This is a genomic window from Metasolibacillus sp. FSL H7-0170 (genome assembly GCF_038593115.1).
GTDB lineage: Bacteria > Bacillota > Bacilli > Bacillales_A > Planococcaceae > Metasolibacillus > Metasolibacillus fluoroglycofenilyticus.
Map to the genome: position 1 here is coordinate 277,134 of NZ_CP151964.1, position 15,377 is coordinate 292,510.

Consider the following 15,377-nt stretch of genomic DNA (forward strand, 5'->3'; position numbering starts at 1 on the left):
TTTACTACAGTTATGATTGCTTTAATAAGATGGTTAGCATTTTTTTAAAGCTACCATTCTTCGCACCTAATGCTCGCTCCATTAACTGAACAAAGGCAACTGCTCTTTGTTGCATTTCTTCAGGTTGCCATTGAAAAAAGCCATCATCAAACATAACCTGCGCAGAAACGAGTAAAAACTCTACAGTTTCCTGCGGATAATCTGTATTGAAAATCTTTTCTTTAATCCCTTGCTGAATAACCTCTGTTAAAACAGGTGACAAATGAATTACTGCTTGCACTAAGCTCTTTTGATGCATTTCTGCATTATCAGGCTGATGAAAATGTTCAATAAGTTGCTCTTTTTCGTCGCCTTGCTGTGGTGCTTGTGCTAGTAAAATAGCGAATAATTTATCGACTGCTGATAGTGCTGGGTTTGCGGCAATATGCTGTGCCTTCACGACATCTGCCTGTATAATGCGCTCGATAATAGCATCCAGCACCTCTTCTTTGGATTTAAAATAATGATAAAAAGTGCCTTTCGCAATGCCAATTGCCTGTAAAATATCGTTGATTGTTGTTTTCGTAAAGCCCTTTGTAACAAAAAGAGCCTGTGCTATATTTAATATTTCATTGCGACGTTCTTCGTGCTCTTTAACAATTCTCATTATAGATGCCTCCTGATACGACCGACCACCGGTCTAATTTATTATATGCACAACTTTTTTAAAAATGCAAGAGAATATTCGTCATAGTTACTAAAAAAATAGGGGGGCTGTCCAAAAAGCCGTGCATAGCTGGCATTTTGGACAGTCGCGATGATGTTTCGCAAAATGTTGATTCATATAAACAGAGAACGCCTCTTTTAAAAATGGGATGAACATTGGCTTTAACAGTGTTATCCTTCAGTAAAAGGGAAGCGATGAAAACATTGATTTCAATGCGGTGTCAAAACAAAATGGACTTTTCGGAAAACTCCTTCGTTTACGACGGAGATAGTGACAATTTATTGTGACTACGGAAGGAGAAAGTCTTTTTAGTGAATATTTGCTATAAACTTAACACTTTTCGTTTCTAAAGGGTAAGTACTGTAAAAAAACATTGCGTTGCAAGCGATAAGAATTGCTGATTTCTCATAGCAATTCCAATATGACGAAAGGCAGGAATTTCAAGCTCTTTCGCAATAATATTATAAGGAATTCGCTGTAAAATTAGCTCTGGTAATATGCTAATGCCTAGACCGTTTTCACCATAGATATAATTTGTTGTTGTGAAGCAAGGATTTATCGTTCAAATAGCGGCTGGAGATTTGCTGCCTATATTGATACTTGGTCTTGTAAACACAGGTGTCGGCTGTTATTTTTATTTTTCTTCCATCGACCGTTTACCTGTTCAATCCGTTTCCATACTCGGTTATTTAGAGCCTCTTTCAGCTTTAATTTTTTCGGTCATTATTTTAGCGGAACGATTAAGCATCATACAAATGGTTGGTGCTATATTCATTTTAGGTGGGGCGGCATATGCAGAGTTATTTCGACCAAGGGGGCTTAAGCATTAATGCTTAAGCCGGACACTATATTTCTTCAATAATGGAATAATAACAAAGGATAAAAATAGCATGCGTGCGAGCTGAAAAACGGTGACAATGTCTGCCTCTGCATAGATAGAGGTAGCAATTAATGCCATTTGGTCCATGCCACCAGGTGCAGTGCTTAAAAAACTTGTCGCAAATGTATAATTAAGCATGGTCATCACAAGTCTTGCGCATAAAAAACTAACAAACATAAGTAAAACAACATTCATTAAGCCGAATAATAGTGTACGTTTTGGAAGGCGTAGTGCACCAGGTGTTAACAGTAAACCAATATGTGCACCAACTGCAATTTGTGCAAGATGCAAAACGTTCGCTGAAATAGTTGGGATATCAATTTGCACAACATTAAGCAATATACCAAAAAGGACAGGGCCTAAAAAGAAAGGTGTTGGCATATGAAGTTTACTCGCGATGAGCGCGAAAGCAAAGCTTGCTGCAATTAAAATAATTCCAGCCCATAGTGGCGAGGTGATGCTAGCAACATTTTGTTGCACAATATGCCCAGAAACTAAAAATGGTATAACGCTAACAACAGCTAGTACACGAATTAAATGAAAATAAGTCACAGCAGCAAGGTCAACATCCTTTTGTTCAGATGAAAAAACGATAATTTGTCCAAGTGCACCGGGGACGCTTGCTAAAATTGCGGTATGTAGTGACATATTTGTATATTTAGCTGTGATAAATGCGAGCAGCAAGCATAGTAAAATAAAAATAATATTAATTGCTAACATATACCAAAACATTGTTCCCATTGTTTGTAAAATAGTTAAAGAAAAATTTTCACCAATCGTAATGCCAATAATAACAAGCCCGATGTTGCGAAAAAATGCAGGCCATTTAAGTGGTCTGCGAATGAAAAACTGTGCAAGAAGTACAGTAAATAGCGGTCCAATCATCCATGGAATTGGCAATGATAAAAGTGAGAATAGCCATCCTCCAATGCATGCAATAATGGCTACATATAGTATTGGTAGTGCATGCTCCCTCATAAAAAAACCTTCTTTCTATCTTTCCACTATGTCTATCGTAGCAAAAAAAATTGGATTTGTTTACTAATATTCCGTTTTCACTTCTGTATAATAAAGAAAACGGAGGGATGAAAATGGAAACTTTGCAAAATGAAATTGTGCGTTTAGTGCATATTGAGCGTGCACATATTGATGGGATATATGAGGCAGCCCATGATGAGCGAATATGGGCGCATACATCGTTACATCTTATGACAAAGACAGCTGTGGAAAATTACGTTGAAACAGCAATAAAGCAACGTGAGGCGAGTACGGTAATTACCTTTGTTATTATTAATCAAGCAACAGAAAAAATTGTCGGTGCTACATCGTTATTTGATTTTGATAATGCACATAAGCGATTAGAAATTGGCTATACATGGCTAACGCCTGCATGCTGGGGAACGGCGATTAATACGAATTGTAAATATATTTTACTAGCATATTGCTTTGAGCGGCTTGCAATGAACCGTGTACAGCTTAAAACAGATAATGAGAATAAACGCTCTCAGCAAGCAATCGAACGTATCGGTGCTAAAAAAGAGGGGATTTTACGCAATCATATGGTGCGTAAAAATGGAACGCTGCGCGATACACATTTATACAGTATTACGAAGGAAGAATGGCCACAAGTAAAGCAGTATTTTGAACAAACTTTATTGAAATAAATCAAACAGCTTTGAACACAGTGCTCATACTTGCTATCTAGTAGTAAACATTCATGCGAAAATACAGCGTAGCCCCACAGGCTACGCTTTTTTAAGGAATACAAATATATCCAAAAAATAGGTCATTTTATAAACGAGGAGAACTTTGCTTTCGTATCCAAAATCGCTTTTAAGCAGTAAATAAAAATTTTTTTGAAAAATGAGTTGTTTTTTTGAAGTGAGTATAATAAAATAACTTAAAACATATTAAACCTAGTAATATTATAAGATTAAGAGGTGGTGAAATACATATGCTAGCACCGATTGTATCAATACAGCAAGTTTCCAAACGATTTTCTTCCCAGAAAAAACAAGAAACGGTTTTAGAGCAAATATCCTTTGATGTCCATAAAGGTGAAATCATCGTGATTTTAGGGAAAAGTGGATGTGGGAAAAGTACATTGCTTAACTTAGTGGGGGGTTTTGAGCAAGCGTCTAGTGGCTCCATTCTATTAGACGGGGAAGAAATTAAAAAGCCAAGTAAGCGCTGTATAATGCTAATGCAAAACTATGCTCTATTACCGTGGCGCTCTGTTGAAAAAAACGTAGCATTAGCACTCGAAGGAGAAAAATTAACGAAAGACGAAATGACTGAAAGGGTAGTGCACTATTTAGGTATGGTAGGTCTGCTTGATAAGCGTAAAGCATTACCACATGAGCTATCTGGAGGGATGCAGCAGCGAGTTGCGATTGCACGCGCGTTAGCCATTCAGCCAGAGGTGATTTTAATGGATGAGCCGTTTGCAGCACTCGATACATTTACCCGCTATTATTTACAGGATGAATTGATTTCAATTCAGCAGCGAGAGCAAATGACAATTATGCTTGTCACACATGATATTGATGAGGCAATTTACTTAGCGGACCGCATATTCATTATGGGTGCAAATCCTGGTCGGATTTATAAAGAAATATCGATTAAAGGTGCTAAGCCTAGAAATCGTGCAGATGCAGATTTTCAGCATTATCGTGAGCTGATTTTTAACGAATTTCAATTTACGAGCAATAAACAGCAAATCGAATACAATATTTAACTTCTTTCAGCAATGTTTTTTGCGACGAGTAATCGCAGGAGCACATGTTTTTTGCGACGAGTAACCGCAGGAGCACATATTTTTTGCGACGAGTAATCGCACGGACTAAATTTTTTTGTACCAATAGCGAGGCAGGAGTTACAGAAGTGTCCCACCTGTATAGGTGCGAAATGAATGCAAGTATTAGACCAATGTCAGCGGGTGTTCAAACACTCGTTGACTAAGAGGAATTCAGTCTAAAAAACATCGCAACTTGCGATAATGATTGAGTGAACTACCAACATCGTGTTGGCCGAAAGCCTCCGGCGAATGTCACAGATTTTGAAGAGGGGCTTGCGTGATACAGGTCAGTTAATCGCTGTCATAGGACGTGACGGTTTTAGGTTAACCTCCGCCAATTAGCTTGAAAAATCTGGACGAGGGTTAACCGAGGCGTAATTGATAGGAGGAGAGCTACTTGAAAAAGGGGATTTATATTTTAGTAGGGGCTATTGTTTTGCTTCTTCTAAGTGCATGTGGCAGCAATGAGCAATCTTCAGCTAAAGAAAGCGAGGGAAAGCCAACAGTTAAAATAGGCTATTTACCGATTACTCATGCTGTACCGTTATATATGCAGCAGGATGCAGAGCAGACAAATTACAGGCTAGAGCTTGTGAAGTTCGGGTCATGGCCTGAGTTAATGGATGCCTTAAATACGGGGAAAATTGATGGGGCTTCTGTACTCATTCAGCTTGCGATGAACGCGAAGGAAAAGGGCATTGATTTAAAGGCAGTTGCCTTGGGGCATCGTGATGGTAATGTGCTTGTTGTAGCTCCAAACATTGCGAGTGCTAAAGATTTAAAAGGGCAATCTTTTGCCATCCCAAACCGTTTTTCAACGCATAATATTTTGCTTTATGAAATGTTGAAAAAAGAAGGATTATCCTACGAGGATATAAATGTAGTAGAGCTGCCACCCGCAGAAATGCCAGCGGCGCTCGCGCAAGGTCAAATTGCTGGCTATGTTGTAGCAGAGCCATTCGGTGCTATATCAGTAGCTCTTGAAAAAGGAAAGGTGCTTTACCAATCTGAGGACATTTGGCCAAATTCAATCGATTGTGGTTTAGTGTTGCGCAATGAGTTCATTCAATCACAGCAGCAAACAGCAAAAAGCTTCGTTCAAGATTATGTAGCGGCAGGTGAGCAAGCACAGCATAAAGACACACATATGCAGGAAGTTGTCGGACAATTTATGAGTGTGGAGCAAAATGTATTGGACTTATCCTTGCAATGGATTTCCTATGACAACCTAGCAATTGAAGAAGAAGCTTATGCTATTTTACGAGACGCATTGATTGAAATGAAGCTATCAGAAAATCCACCAGCATATGAGGATTTCGTTGATACATCATTATGGCAGTAGGAGGGGTGAAATGATTTTAAAAAATATAAAGGCAATGCTAGTTGGCTTCGGTTTGCTCTTGCTTATTTGGCAGTTAGTGAGCACATTTGGTGGATATAATCAGGCATTGTTCCCGCCACCGCTTTTAGTAGTAGAGGCACTCTTTGAAATGATTCGAAACGGCTCGATTATAACGCATATAGAAATTAGCTTCTTTCGATTTTTTAGCGGTTATTTTTTAGCGGTGACAATTGCCATTCTACTTGGTTTACTTGTCGGGCAATTGCCAGCAGTATGGCGGGTGCTTGACCCGGTTGTGCAAGTATTACGACCTGTATCGCCAATTGCTTGGTCGCCGTTCATTGTACTATGGTTTGGTATCGGCAATATGCCTGCGATTATCATCATTTTTATCGCCGCTTTTTTCCCTGTTTTACTGTCAACAGTGTCTGCGGTAAAAAAGGTAGATGCGATGTATTTACGTGTGGCAGCTAATTTTGAAATGACACATAGCGAGCGCATGTGGAAGATTATTTTTCCAGCCGCTTTTCCGATGATTGCTAACGGCTTGCATATGGCTTTAGGGAGCGCTTGGATTTTCCTTGTTGCAGGAGAAATGGTTGGTGCACAGTCAGGCTTAGGGTTTTTAATCGTCGATGCAAGAAATGCATTAAGTCTTGATGTTGTGATGGCAAGCATTATTATTATCGGGCTTCTTGGTCTGCTATTAGACCAAGCGATTCGTTTATTTGAAGGGTGGGTTGCACGCATATGGGGTGGGCAAATAGCAATTAAATAATAATTGGAAACGAAACGACTCAAAAGCAGGCGAAGCACTGCTTTTGGGACGCCACCAATTCATTATGATTGGATTGGTTGAACGCGAATATGCTCAACACGTTGGCCTGTTTCTTTTGAAAAATAACCAATTTCTACAGGCGAATTCGTCTTAGGGTCTACAATTTCTTTATAACAGGGCTTTAAATGCGCAGAGCCCCATAAAATAAGAGCATTAAAAATATGCTCTAAATCCTTCCCACTATCCGTCAAACTATAGGCGTAGCGCGGAGGGTGTGCAGAGTATAATGTAGCGACTACGAGCCCAGCTTCTTCAAGTGATTTTAATCTTGTTGAGAGAAGGTTGGCTGATAGGCCGGGAAGCTTTGCTTTAATATCGTTAAAATTCGTTTCACCTATTAATAGCTCATGTAAAATGAGCATTGTCCATCTATCACCAATAATATTTAATGTTTGTGCGATGTTACAAGGTAAGTCATAGCGTGTTTTCATTTGTCTACCTCCTTGTAACAAATTTTAGCACAGGAAAGTTAAAAAAGTAAATTTAGTAATATAAAATAACTTAATTGGAGGAATAAAAAATGACTTTATTTTTAGTAGAAGCAAATGTGAAAGGTATTTCAAACAAGGAGCAATTTTCACAGCTTGTTGAGCAAGTGCATGGGGCAGAAGGAGTGCAGGTGATTGAAGTACAAGTGGCAAAAAATTATAGCCGTGCGTATTTCATAATCGAAACAACAAATGAATCATTAGCAAAGGCAACATTGGAAAAGCAACAAGTAGAAATCGTCTTAGTGAAGGAAGTACGCCTAATTGGTCAGGACTTAGAAAATGTAAAAAAGAATAATGAGCATGTCAATTATTTAGTGGAATGGGAAATTCCTGCTGAAATTACGATGGAGCAGTATTTAGAGCGTAAAAAGAAAAATTCTGTGAAATATGAGGAAGTACCGGATGTGAAATTTTCCCGTACTTACGTATGTGAGGATATGACAAAATGCTTATGCTTCTATGATGCACCGGATGAAGCGGCGGTAAAGCGGGCACGTGAGGCTGTATCTACGCCGATTACGTCATTAACTGAATTAGCAGATTAACAATAGGGGAGGGGAGAAAATGGTCATCAGCACGCTACGATTACAAAAGATAATAGATGAGCTATTAAAGCCTCTTGTAAAAAAGATTGATGAGGAAGCTTTTTATGCAGAGGATTATCTCACGGCATTAGGTAAAGAAGGCTTTTTTCAATCAAGTGGCAAGAAGCTAGAAAGCATTTTATTGGATGAATTAACGGTTGTGCAAGAAACAGCAAAGGTATGTATGACGACTGCATTTTGTGTATGGTGTCATTTAGCTGCCTTAACTTATGTGCGCAATAGTAAAAATATTTATTTGCAAAAAAATATTTTGCCACAGCTAGAAGCTGGCGAGCTATTAGGTGCTACAGCCTTATCTAATCCAATGAAATATTATGCGGGCCTAGAGAAGCTTCAATTATCTGCGCAGCAAGTGGAGGGCGGCTATATTGTTAACGGTGTTTTGCCTGCTGTTTCTAATTTAGGTGATAAACATTTATTTGGCGCTATCGCCGCCGTTGGTGAGCATGAAATCATGTTCCTTGTATCAACCAAGCAGGAAAATTTGCAGCTTCAACCAAAAACGCATTTTATCGGTGTAAATGGCAGTGCAACATATTCCTGCCGCTTTAGCAATGTGTTTATTCCACAGCAACAAGTTATTTCGGAGGATGCGAGAAGTTTTTGTCATCTCATTCGACCGACCTTCATTTTTTATCAAGTAGCATTAGGGCTAGGTGTTATGGAAGCAGTCGCAGAAGGAATCGAAAAAGTAAAGGCAAAACAAAATGGCTGCAATGAATTTTTACAGGTGCAAGCAGCACAAGTGAAAAGTAAGCAGGAGTTACTATCAGCCAAATTACAAAAGCTTGTGTCGGAAAATTGTTTAACATTAGAGGAAATAGTATCTATTCGTTTAACAACTGTTTATGACACATTAAGCGCGGTACAGGCAAATATGATTCATCACGGTGCACAAGGCTATGTTGTAGGCAGTGTTCCTTCTCGCAAATTACGCGAGGCTTATTTCTTTGCCAATTTAACACCGACAGTACGACAATTAGAAAAAATGAAAGCACAATGAGAGCTGTCCCAAATGCCGTGCCGTTGCTGGCATTTGGGACGCTTCATTTCTTTTACGAGCGAATTTAGGTGTTTAATGAGCGGATTCGTATCGTTAATGTGCGAATTTACCTGTCTAATGAGCGAATTGTGACTTTTCTCCTAAAAACACTTTCCAAACGGCAATATTACTAATACACAACACCGCTAAATAAATGAATAGCCACAGGCTGCCTGCTTTCAAAAGAGCAAAATGGACAATGACAAATGGAATTAACGGTAATAGTAGCCCAAGCATCTTCCAGCTTTGTGATTCGTTCAATTGGGTGGAAGGCTCTGAAAACGGAATTGGCGGCTTTGATGCGATATAGCAAATGACGCTATAAAGGCAGCTTACTGCAAACACGACAAGTAAATCTGGCACAACTCGCAAGCCGTAAATAAAGCAAAAAATGATGCTTATCATTAAATAAAGCGGTGTATACAATTGCACGAGAAAGGCTTTCAGCACCCCTTTTTTATATGCAGCAAAGCTTGTTATAGGTACAGCTTTGAAAACCCAAGCGCCTTTATAGTTACTTGAAAATTGCAGCATAAGTAAAGCAGTTGGAATGATAAGCATGGAAAAATAAATCGTTAAATAGCTATTGCTTGTCGCAAAATTCATTGTTTCATCGCGCATTGTGTTAAAAATAAAAATAAATGGGATGACAATCGAAAAGCCGAGAGAAGGGTATACCTTCAATTTAAAGTCGCGCTCCTTTTTCATCATTAAAGAAGCGAAGCGATAAAAGGCTCTTTCCTCATTTGTCGGGCAAAGTAGACTGAGTAAGAAAGCTTTTATACGACTCGTTTTTACCTTTTTCGATTTGCTTGTCGCTAAAAGCTTTTGTAAATTGCGCTCAAAAGCCGGAATCAATTGAATGTACAGCCACAAAGAAAAGAGTGGCATCGCGACTGCCAGCATACTCATTGTCACGGTGAAAAAGTTGATTGTGCCGTTTAAGAACAATTCATATGGGGCAGCAAACCACATGGGAATAAGGAAAACGCTCCACCAATCTAGTTCGACGACTATTTTTAAATTGGCAAATTCAAAGGAGAGCACAACAAATTGATAGCCGACCATCATCGCAAGTGTTAAGCCAATTTGCACATAATTAATCATATCCTTCAACTTTTCGCCGTCGAAAAATCGTAAAACTGCAATATACAAAATCGCTGTTAAAACGACAATTAAAATATTGCTCAACACTAGCTCTACCACTGTAATGGCAAAAAACAGCACGCCTTGTGTAAATAGAGAAACAATCAGTGGAATCGCCATGAAAGCAATCGTTAAATAGCTTAAATAAATGACAATATGAACGATTTTTGCCGCATTAATTGTTCTAGCAGAAATCGGCTTCGTACCGAGAATATTGCGGTCACGCAAATCGAGCAACACAGAGGAAAAATCCGAAATCATCGACGTCATAATAACGAAAAGAATCATTGAATAGGCGATGCTCATTTGAAATAAAAATTGCGTACCGAAAGCGAGAAACGGAATGAGCATAAGCCCCATTAATGTATAAATCCATAATGATTTAAGATAGCTATTTTTCGTATTTTCTTTTTTCTTCGCTGATTGATTGAATAAGGTTGGCACTTTGCGTTCATCCATCGTCAGCTTTATTTGTAAAATTTTGCGCATCATCTGATAGTCAACACCGATTTTATTGAATAGAAAGCGCAATTTATCAAGTAATCGGAGAATTTTGAAATCTGTCATCGCGTACCTCCGCCAACAACGGCTACGAATTGCTCACCGATTTCTTGATGGCGGTCAAAGCCTGTCAATTGGTTGAAAATACGCTCTAAAGTACCTTCAGTGTTTGTTGCTTGCAATTCTTCAAACGTGCCATCAGCAGCCACTTTGCCATCATGTAGCAACACAATACGGCTACTAATTTTTTCGACGACATCCATAATATGCGATGAATAAAAAATTGTTTTTCCCTGAGCGGCTAATTGCGTTAAAATTTCCTTAAAAATCATTACGCTATTGGCATCTAAGCCGTTAATTGGTTCATCTAAAAATAAAATATCTGGATTATGTAAAACGCTTGAAATAATTAATAGCTTTTGCCGCATTCCTTTTGAATAGGAAGAAATACGGGAATGATATGCTTCGCCAACACCGAATAACTCCATTAACGCTTCTGATTTACGAGCAGCCTCCTCTAATGATAATCCGTAAAGCTCCCCGATAAATGTTAAATATTCGTAGCCTGTTAAATTATCATAAACATCAGCAATTTCAGGCACATAGCCAATTCTCCGTTTGTAGTCCAATGCCCCATTTTTTATATTTTCACCAAACAAACGAATTTCGCCTTCATAATTTTCCTCAATGCCTAAAATCAGCTTTACTGTTGTGCTTTTACCAGCACCATTCGGTCCGATATAACCGATAATTTCTCCTTGGTAGACATATAAATCTACCCCCTTTAAAACTTCTTTACTGCCATAGCCTTTCGTTAAATTGGTCATTGATAAAATTTCTTGCGGTTCCATTTTTGTCACTCCTTTCCTACTATTATATACGGAAAATAGTTCAGAAAGTTTCGTGAATAAAGAAAAACACGAAGGTAACTAGTATTAACATTCATGTTACTGTTAGTTGATAGACGATGCTGTAATAATCGGAAATAATAAAAAAGAGGAGATGAAAAATATGATAAGTGTGAATTTGAAGCAATTGCGAAAGAAGCATCAATATACACAAGAAGAGGTAGCAGAAAAAATTAATGTTTCACGTCAGGCTGTAGCAAAATGGGAAAAGGGTGAATCAATTCCTGATATGACAAGTTGTATAGAGCTAGCAAAATTATATGATGTGACACTGGATGACTTAGTGAATCATCAAGACGAAATTTGGCTAGGGATTGCACCAAAGGGCAAGCATTTATTTGGCGTCGCAGTCGTCGGAGAAAGAGGACAAATTGTTATTCCGAAAAGGGCGAGAGATTTGTTCAAAATAGAGGTGGGCGATGCACTTGTGATTGTTGGAGATGAGGAACGTGGGTTGGCAATTATACCAGAAAGCTATACGCAAAAGTTTTTCAGCGAGGCGCTTCGAATGAATAAATTGGAAAGAGAGGAAAGCGAATGATTGTTGCCATTGATGTCCGTGGCTTGGGTAAAAAATATGGAACTAAAACAGCAGTTCATCCATTATCATTCACCATTCAGCAAGGAGAAATTTTTGCCTTGCTCGGCGTGAATGGGGCTGGAAAAACAACGCTTATTAATATGTTATCTTGCTTAATCAAGCCAACAGAAGGCGAAGCGTTTTTGTTAGGAAATAGCATTATTACAGGCAAGCAAAAGCTTAAGGAGTTAATCGCCGTTTCACCACAGGAAACAGCGATTGCACCAAATCTATCTGTAAGAGAAAATTTGCGGCTTATGGCAGGCGTTCATGGTTTTCATAAAACGTTAGCGGAACGCAAAGTAGAGGAAATGCTGACATTATTTTCTCTGCATCCTGTTGAAAAGCAGCGTAGTAAAATATTGTCGGGCGGCTGGAAACGTAGGCTAAGCATCGCGGTGGCATTAATTAGCGAACCTGAAATTTTATTTCTCGATGAGCCGACATTAGGCTTAGATATTTTGGCAAGACGTGAGCTATGGGCGGTCATTCAAAACTTAAAGGGAAAGGTGACCTTGATTTTAACGACACATTATTTGGAAGAGGCAGAAGCTTTAGCAGACCATATATGCATTATGAAAGATGGTCATATAGAAGCGCTTGGGACAGCACAGGAATTAATACAGCAAACAGCAACAGAGCGCTTTGAGGATGCCTTTATCCGTATTGTAGGAGGAGTGATTGGATGAGGGCGCTTGCATTCGCGGGGCGCACAGCAAAGGAAATTTTACGTGACCCTCTTACATTAATATTTGGCATTGGCTTGCCTATCGTTATTTTATTACTACTAACAGCTATTGGGAAAAATATTCCAAATGATTTATTTCAAATTGAGCAATTAACACCGGGGATTGCTGTATTCAGCCTGTCCTTTATGTCGCTCTTTTCAGCGCAATTAATTGCCAATGATAGAGCAAGCTCAATGCTCTCAAGGCTATTTACAACACCGATGACAGCGGTTGATTATATTATTGGCTACACGCTACCGTTAATTCCAATGGCACTCGTACAAGGAAGTATTTGCTACGGTGTCGCGATATTACTAGGTATGAACGCATCTATAGAAATTATTATGGCATGGCTAATGCTACTACCTACCTCGATTATATTTATTGGCATTGGTTTATTATGCGGTAGTATTTTCAATGAAAAAGCAGTTGCAGGCATTTGTGGTGGTTTATTGACAAATATAGTCGCATGGCTATCAGGCACATGGTTTAGCCTAGAGCTTGTAGGAAATACTTTTAAAACGGTCGCTTATAAATTACCATTTGTACATGCTGTGGATATGGGGAAAGCCATTATAAGTGGTATGAGAAGTGGCATTACTACTAATTTGAGTTGGGTATTAGGTTACGGCATATTGCTTTTAATAGTTGCCATTTTAGTGTTTAAAAGAAAGATGCAAGTAGATTAATTATGTAAAAAGACCATCAATTTGAATGTTGATGGTCTTTTCGTTTATAGAGAACTGCAATTTTCGCAGCTATGGCTGTAGCATTCACTTTGCTCTTCCATTTTGTTGCCGCATTGCACGCAAGTTTTCTCCGGTAAATTTCTGAAAAATTCTACTACGTTTTCTAACATTGTATATTCCTCCTTATGGATAACTGTTATATATAATTTTATTTATATTTGTATTGTATTATAACAGGATGAAATGGTCAACAGAATAGTTAGAAAATTTAGTTATTTATTATGTCAATTTTGTGACATAGAAAAAAACTGTTAGGAAATAGCTTGTACATGCATTCCCCAACAGCATCGATTTTTTTGAAAATAATTACACGGATTTTGAAGTTGATGCTTCTAAGCGTTCCCCAACGCGCTGTAAATATAATGTATATTTAACAAGTACAATAGGAATGGCAGTGAAGATACATGTCATAAGAAGGATGGGTATTGTGAAGTAAGCTGCGTCGTATAAGCGTGTATAGCCGAAGCTAATTAGAGCAAAAAGCACAATGAAAATGAACGACGGAATACGAGGGAGTAGAAAGCTTAAAAGCCCTCCAAGTATCATTAAAATCATTACTAAAATAAAAAAGATCCAATGGTTAATTAAAAAGAGCAATAACATAAATGACAATCCTCCTTTTACTATTATTTAGTATATTCGTAAAAAGAGGAGGTCATACGTAGAAAAAAAGCACTTGTTTTCACTAATCATGTCACATTTCATTCCAGTGAATTGTCTTATTAAGTAGAAAGGTGGGGGCGTATGTATTCGAAAACGATAATGTATCGTGGAGAAGACGAAGCAGTGAATGCAAAGGAACAAATTCTCCAACAATATTATGCGAAAATTTTCTGCTATTGCTATGGCATCTTAAGAAATAAGCAAGATGCTGAAGATGCGACACAGGAAAAGCTAATGTTCGTGCATAACAATATGTTTATAACAATTAGCCAAGTAAAAGTAACAGAGGATAAAATAGCATTGGAAAAATTATTAGCTATTGCTAATGAACTTGTTGCGGAGTAGAATTTTATTTCTATTCAACCATGTTTTGTTAGGATGAGTACTATAGGCGCAATATTATATACCGAAAATGAAGCAACAGATACAGAGCCACGATTTCGTAAAGCAGTAGGGCGTTTATATGCGAAATCGAAGAAAAGCAAATCGAGCTATTCAGAAAAAAGTTCTATCTGAACGGCTCGATTTTATTTATTCGCATTGTTAGGATACCTGCTAGAAGTGTTTCATTTATCATTTTACATCTCGCTTGCACCTAAATTCACCACATACTATACATAAGGTTTAATGAAAAGGTATAAATAAAGATTGTGGAAATAAGGGTTTTGTTGCATTTGAAACGAAAAAGAAATAGTGAAGCTAATATATTAAATATTCGCCTCTATGATTACGCGTCAAAAGAAGCAGTCTGAAATCAATTTCAGACCGCTTCGTTTTGTTGTTCCAAATCTCGCAAGAAATATGTATTTATATAGCGTTGAATCCCACGTGACAGGCTAATTGCTTGCATCTTTTTGTCCTCATAATTCGCCGCTTGCTCATTGTGGGCGATAATGGTTTCAACGAGAGCTTTCTGCCAAGGATGTTTTAGAGGGATTTGTAATGCTTGCTCGTGCTTGCCTTGCAAGGCATAAATCATTGCGATGCAATATTGACCAAGAGATTTTTCAGTGATTGGCTGAATTTCCTGCATGGCAAGTGTGTAATCTCGCTCTAATAGTGCTCTATTCATTTTATATGTAGCCTGCATCATCTGTGATGGGTATTTTTTTAATATGGCATCTATTATCCTTCTCTGTTCAGCGACAGAGCCGTTACCAATTGCTAAAACATACTCATAAACAAGCTGCTTTTTATTTTTTTCTAAAAATGCATGGATTGTTTTCGTATTTTGGGAAAGCTGAACGATATAGTAGATATAGCCAATTCGAATAAGACTTAATCCAAAAATAGCTGCAATAATTAGCCAAAACGGCAAGTTAAAAATCCCACCTAGCAATCCTAAAACAACTGCAAACAATATAAGAAAAACTGTATATGACATGCTGCTCCTCCTTCGTT

The 15,377-nt window shown here is 38.1% G+C and carries 19 protein-coding genes; 11 read left to right on the forward strand and 8 right to left on the reverse strand.

The genetic code is table 11. The features are described from left to right. Window positions 1–10: 10 nt before the first annotated feature. Window positions 11–646 (reverse strand): TetR/AcrR family transcriptional regulator, encoded by a 636-nt coding sequence (locus MHH70_RS01240; RefSeq protein WP_342472309.1) that lies wholly within the window; start codon window positions 644–646, stop codon window positions 11–13. Between the two features lie 602 nt (window positions 647–1,248). Between MHH70_RS01240 and MHH70_RS01245 the strand changes: the two genes are divergently transcribed. Further along, a complete protein-coding gene (locus tag MHH70_RS01245; RefSeq protein WP_342472310.1) occupies window positions 1,249–1,536 on the forward strand; it encodes a DMT family transporter in 288 nt (95 codons plus the stop codon). On the opposite strand, the gene MHH70_RS01250 is transcribed toward MHH70_RS01245, so the two are convergent. After that, entirely contained in the window at window positions 1,533–2,564 is a 1,032-nt protein-coding gene (locus tag MHH70_RS01250) for an AbrB family transcriptional regulator (protein ID WP_342472311.1), read from the reverse strand. The genes MHH70_RS01245 and MHH70_RS01250 overlap by 4 nt on opposite strands. 107 nt (window positions 2,565–2,671) lie before the next feature. Between MHH70_RS01250 and MHH70_RS01255 the strand changes: the two genes are divergently transcribed. The 4 genes from MHH70_RS01255 (at window position 2,672) to MHH70_RS01270 (ending at window position 6,503) form a co-directional block, all read left to right on the forward strand. After that, the gene (locus tag MHH70_RS01255; RefSeq protein ID WP_201261902.1) at window positions 2,672–3,250 is read left to right on the forward strand and encodes a GNAT family protein; all 579 of its coding nucleotides are present in this window, start codon (window positions 2,672–2,674) and stop codon (window positions 3,248–3,250) included. Window positions 3,251–3,540: 290 nt separating this feature from the next. Beyond that, a complete protein-coding gene (locus MHH70_RS01260; protein ID WP_342472312.1) occupies window positions 3,541–4,323 on the forward strand; it encodes an ABC transporter ATP-binding protein in 783 nt (260 codons plus the stop codon). 457 nt (window positions 4,324–4,780) lie between these two features. Next, complete coding sequence (locus MHH70_RS01265; protein WP_342472313.1) at window positions 4,781–5,725, forward strand: ABC transporter substrate-binding protein; 945 nt, start codon at window positions 4,781–4,783, stop codon at window positions 5,723–5,725. A gap of 10 nt (window positions 5,726–5,735) precedes the next feature. After that, window positions 5,736–6,503 carry an ABC transporter permease gene (locus tag MHH70_RS01270; RefSeq protein ID WP_342472314.1) on the forward strand — a complete coding sequence of 256 codons (768 nt, stop codon included), beginning with the start codon at window positions 5,736–5,738 and terminating at the stop codon, window positions 6,501–6,503. A 62-nt stretch (window positions 6,504–6,565) separates the two neighbouring features. On the opposite strand, the gene MHH70_RS01275 is transcribed toward MHH70_RS01270, so the two are convergent. Continuing rightward, window positions 6,566–6,994 carry a helix-turn-helix domain-containing protein gene (locus MHH70_RS01275; protein WP_066162672.1) on the reverse strand — a complete coding sequence of 143 codons (429 nt, stop codon included), beginning with the start codon at window positions 6,992–6,994 and terminating at the stop codon, window positions 6,566–6,568. 89 nt (window positions 6,995–7,083) lie between these two features. On the opposite strand from MHH70_RS01275, the gene MHH70_RS01280 reads away from it, so the two are divergent. Both MHH70_RS01280 and MHH70_RS01285 read left to right on the forward strand, forming a co-directional pair. Then, entirely contained in the window at window positions 7,084–7,599 is a 516-nt protein-coding gene (locus MHH70_RS01280) for a DUF4242 domain-containing protein (RefSeq protein ID WP_342472315.1), read from the forward strand. Window positions 7,600–7,618: 19 nt separating this feature from the next. After that, window positions 7,619–8,662: an acyl-CoA dehydrogenase family protein gene (locus MHH70_RS01285; RefSeq protein ID WP_342472316.1), complete on the forward strand. Its 1,044-nt coding sequence runs from the start codon at window positions 7,619–7,621 to the stop codon at window positions 8,660–8,662. A 114-nt stretch (window positions 8,663–8,776) separates the two neighbouring features. Here the strand turns inward: MHH70_RS01285 and MHH70_RS01290 are convergent, their stop codons facing one another. Both MHH70_RS01290 and MHH70_RS01295 read right to left on the reverse strand, forming a co-directional pair. Then, entirely contained in the window at window positions 8,777–10,414 is a 1,638-nt protein-coding gene (locus MHH70_RS01290; RefSeq protein ID WP_342472317.1) for a hypothetical protein, read from the reverse strand. After that, entirely contained in the window at window positions 10,411–11,199 is a 789-nt protein-coding gene (locus tag MHH70_RS01295) for an ABC transporter ATP-binding protein (RefSeq protein WP_066162687.1), read from the reverse strand. The genes MHH70_RS01290 and MHH70_RS01295 overlap by 4 nt, the downstream gene beginning before the upstream one ends. 160 nt (window positions 11,200–11,359) lie before the next feature. Here MHH70_RS01295 and MHH70_RS01300 point away from each other — a divergent pair, with 160 nt between their 5' ends. Genes MHH70_RS01300 through MHH70_RS01310 form a run of 3 tightly spaced genes read left to right on the forward strand, consistent with a single transcriptional unit; the run spans window position 11,360 to window position 13,253 of the window. Then, a complete protein-coding gene (locus tag MHH70_RS01300) occupies window positions 11,360–11,797 on the forward strand; it encodes a helix-turn-helix domain-containing protein (protein ID WP_342472318.1) in 438 nt (145 codons plus the stop codon). Then, the gene (locus MHH70_RS01305) at window positions 11,797–12,525 is read left to right on the forward strand and encodes an ABC transporter ATP-binding protein (protein ID WP_342473142.1); all 729 of its coding nucleotides are present in this window, start codon (window positions 11,797–11,799) and stop codon (window positions 12,523–12,525) included. The genes MHH70_RS01300 and MHH70_RS01305 overlap by 1 nt, the downstream gene beginning before the upstream one ends. Further along, window positions 12,522–13,253, forward strand: a complete 732-nt coding sequence (locus MHH70_RS01310) for an ABC transporter permease (protein ID WP_342472319.1) — start codon at window positions 12,522–12,524, stop codon at window positions 13,251–13,253. Before MHH70_RS01305 ends, MHH70_RS01310 begins: the two co-directional genes overlap by 4 nt. Before the next feature lie 44 nt (window positions 13,254–13,297). On the opposite strand, the gene yhfH is transcribed toward MHH70_RS01310, so the two are convergent. Continuing rightward, window positions 13,298–13,423 carry a protein YhfH gene (yhfH, locus tag MHH70_RS01315; RefSeq protein WP_082798910.1) on the reverse strand — a complete coding sequence of 42 codons (126 nt, stop codon included), beginning with the start codon at window positions 13,421–13,423 and terminating at the stop codon, window positions 13,298–13,300. 196 nt (window positions 13,424–13,619) lie between these two features. After that, a complete protein-coding gene (locus MHH70_RS01320) occupies window positions 13,620–13,916 on the reverse strand; it encodes a hypothetical protein (RefSeq protein ID WP_342472320.1) in 297 nt (98 codons plus the stop codon). A 141-nt stretch (window positions 13,917–14,057) separates the two neighbouring features. On the opposite strand from MHH70_RS01320, the gene MHH70_RS01325 reads away from it, so the two are divergent. After that, window positions 14,058–14,321 carry a hypothetical protein gene (locus MHH70_RS01325; protein ID WP_342472321.1) on the forward strand — a complete coding sequence of 88 codons (264 nt, stop codon included), beginning with the start codon at window positions 14,058–14,060 and terminating at the stop codon, window positions 14,319–14,321. A gap of 415 nt (window positions 14,322–14,736) precedes the next feature. On the opposite strand, the gene MHH70_RS01330 is transcribed toward MHH70_RS01325, so the two are convergent. After that, window positions 14,737–15,360 carry a hypothetical protein gene (locus tag MHH70_RS01330; RefSeq protein WP_342472322.1) on the reverse strand — a complete coding sequence of 208 codons (624 nt, stop codon included), beginning with the start codon at window positions 15,358–15,360 and terminating at the stop codon, window positions 14,737–14,739. Window positions 15,361–15,377 lie beyond the last annotated feature (17 nt).

Bases quoted from the DNA above. Each gene is read 5' to 3' on its own strand.
- MHH70_RS01240 (WP_342472309.1), bottom strand. From the start codon at position 646: ATGAGAATTGTTAAAGAGCACGAAGAACGTCGCAATGAAATATTAAAT.
- MHH70_RS01250 (WP_342472311.1), bottom strand. From the start codon at position 2,564: ATGAGGGAGCATGCACTACCAATACTATATGTAGCCATTATTGCATGC.
- MHH70_RS01255 (WP_201261902.1), top strand. From the start codon at position 2,672: ATGAAAATGGAAACTTTGCAAAATGAAATTGTGCGTTTAGTGCATATT.
- MHH70_RS01260 (WP_342472312.1), top strand. From the start codon at position 3,541: ATGCTAGCACCGATTGTATCAATACAGCAAGTTTCCAAACGATTTTCT.
- MHH70_RS01270 (WP_342472314.1), top strand. From the start codon at position 5,736: ATGATTTTAAAAAATATAAAGGCAATGCTAGTTGGCTTCGGTTTGCTC.
- MHH70_RS01275 (WP_066162672.1), bottom strand. From the start codon at position 6,994: ATGAAAACACGCTATGACTTACCTTGTAACATCGCACAAACATTAAAT.
- MHH70_RS01280 (WP_342472315.1), top strand. From the start codon at position 7,084: ATGACTTTATTTTTAGTAGAAGCAAATGTGAAAGGTATTTCAAACAAG.
- MHH70_RS01285 (WP_342472316.1), top strand. From the start codon at position 7,619: ATGGTCATCAGCACGCTACGATTACAAAAGATAATAGATGAGCTATTA.
- MHH70_RS01290 (WP_342472317.1), bottom strand. From the start codon at position 10,414: ATGACAGATTTCAAAATTCTCCGATTACTTGATAAATTGCGCTTTCTA.
- MHH70_RS01295 (WP_066162687.1), bottom strand. From the start codon at position 11,199: ATGGAACCGCAAGAAATTTTATCAATGACCAATTTAACGAAAGGCTAT.
- MHH70_RS01300 (WP_342472318.1), top strand. From the start codon at position 11,360: ATGATAAGTGTGAATTTGAAGCAATTGCGAAAGAAGCATCAATATACA.
- MHH70_RS01310 (WP_342472319.1), top strand. From the start codon at position 12,522: ATGAGGGCGCTTGCATTCGCGGGGCGCACAGCAAAGGAAATTTTACGT.
- yhfH (WP_082798910.1), bottom strand. From the start codon at position 13,423: ATGTTAGAAAACGTAGTAGAATTTTTCAGAAATTTACCGGAGAAAACT.
- MHH70_RS01320 (WP_342472320.1), bottom strand. From the start codon at position 13,916: ATGTTATTGCTCTTTTTAATTAACCATTGGATCTTTTTTATTTTAGTA.
- MHH70_RS01325 (WP_342472321.1), top strand. From the start codon at position 14,058: ATGTATTCGAAAACGATAATGTATCGTGGAGAAGACGAAGCAGTGAAT.
- MHH70_RS01330 (WP_342472322.1), bottom strand. From the start codon at position 15,360: ATGTCATATACAGTTTTTCTTATATTGTTTGCAGTTGTTTTAGGATTG.